Source organism: Streptomyces sp. NPDC021622 (genome assembly GCF_040640795.1).
Classification (GTDB): Bacteria; Actinomycetota; Actinomycetes; order Streptomycetales; family Streptomycetaceae; genus Streptomyces.
The window spans coordinates 1-1,506 of the sequence record NZ_JBFACK010000047.1; the positions used below are offsets into that span (position 1 = coordinate 1).

Consider the following 1,506-nt stretch of genomic DNA (forward strand, 5'->3'; position numbering starts at 1 on the left):
TTGTCTCAGGCCGAGGTGGAGGGTCTGGAGCGTACGCCGGGTGGGGTGGCGGATGTGTGGCCGCTGTCGCCGGTGCAGGAGGGCATGGTCTTCCACGCGCTCTATGACGAGCAGGCGGTGGATGTCTACACCGGTCAGTTCGGTTTCGATCTGGTGGGGTCGCTGGACGTTGAGGCGTTGCGGCGGGCGTGCCAGGCGCTGGTGGAGCGGCATGCGAGTCTGCGGGCCGGTTTCCGGGTGCTGGAGTCCGGGACGACGGTGCAGGTGATCGCGGACCGGGTGGAGATCCCATGGCGCGAGGAAGACCTCAGTGCCCTCAACTCCACCGACCAGGACGCCGAGTTGGCACGCATCCTCGACGAGGAACGGGCCAAGCGCTTTGATCTCGAGAACCCGCCGCTCCTGCGGCTTGCGGTGATCCGACTTGGCCAGGACAAGTGGCGGGTCGCACTGACCAACCATCACATCATTCTGGACGGCTGGTCCCTGCCCCTCCTCTTCCAGGAGATATTCGCCGCCTATCTGTCCGATGGAGCCGACAAGTCTCTGCGGCGGGTGGCGCCGTATCGCGACTACGTGGAGTGGCTGGCGGGTCGTGATCGGGGTGAGGCTGAGGCTGCTTGGGCTGGGGCGTTGGAGGGTGTGTCGGAGACGACGCGTCTGGTGCCGGATGCGGGTTCGCGGTCTCCGGGGATGCCTGAGCATGTGGTGGTGGGTCTTTCGCGGGAGCGTACGGCTGAGTTGGAGGCGTGGGCTCGTGGTCGGGGTCTGACGTTGAACACGGTGGTCCAGGGTGTGTGGGCGCTGGTGTTGGGTGGTCTGACGGGTCGTGATGATGTGGTGTTCGGTGCGACGGTGTCGGGTCGTCCGCCTGAGGTGTCGGGTGTGGAGTCGATGGTGGGGTTGTTCATCAACACCCTGCCGGTGCGGGTCCGTTTGCATCCGGGGCTGTCGTTGGAGGAGTTGCTGGGCCGGGTGCAGGCCGAGCAGGTCGGGTTGATGGCGCATCAGCATCTGGGGCTGGCGGACATTCAGCGGATCGCCGGCGTCGGCGACCTCTTCGACACCCTCACCGTCTTCGAAAACTACCCCGTCGACTCCGACGCCCTGGCCATCGCGAAGGACATGCGTGTCACTCCTGCGCCGGGCAAGGACGCCACCCACTATCCGCTGAGTGTCGCGGCGATGGTCAGCGATGGAAGCCTGGGGCTGCATCTGGGTTATGCGACGGATCTCTTCGACGTGTCGGAGGTCGAGGCGATTGGTGCCCGCTGCCTGCGCGTCCTCGAAACTGTTCTGACCGACCCCGGCCTGCCCATCGGACGTGTGCAGGTCCTTTCGGATTCCGAGCGTCGCCTGCTCCTTGAGGAGTGGAACGACACCGCTCGCCCTGTCCCGGCGCAGACGATCCCGGAGTTGTTCGAGGCGCAGGCTGTGCGTGTGCCGGACAGCGTTGCGGTGGTGGACGGTGAGGTGTCGTTGACGTATGGGGAGGTGAATGAGCGG

General features: G+C 65.8%; 1 protein-coding gene. It reads left to right on the forward strand.

The window, feature by feature from the left end; all coding sequences use genetic code 11:
- The coding region (locus tag AB0G47_RS40845) for a condensation domain-containing protein (protein WP_360781188.1) at positions 1 to 1,506 on the forward strand (1,506 nt) is incomplete at both ends.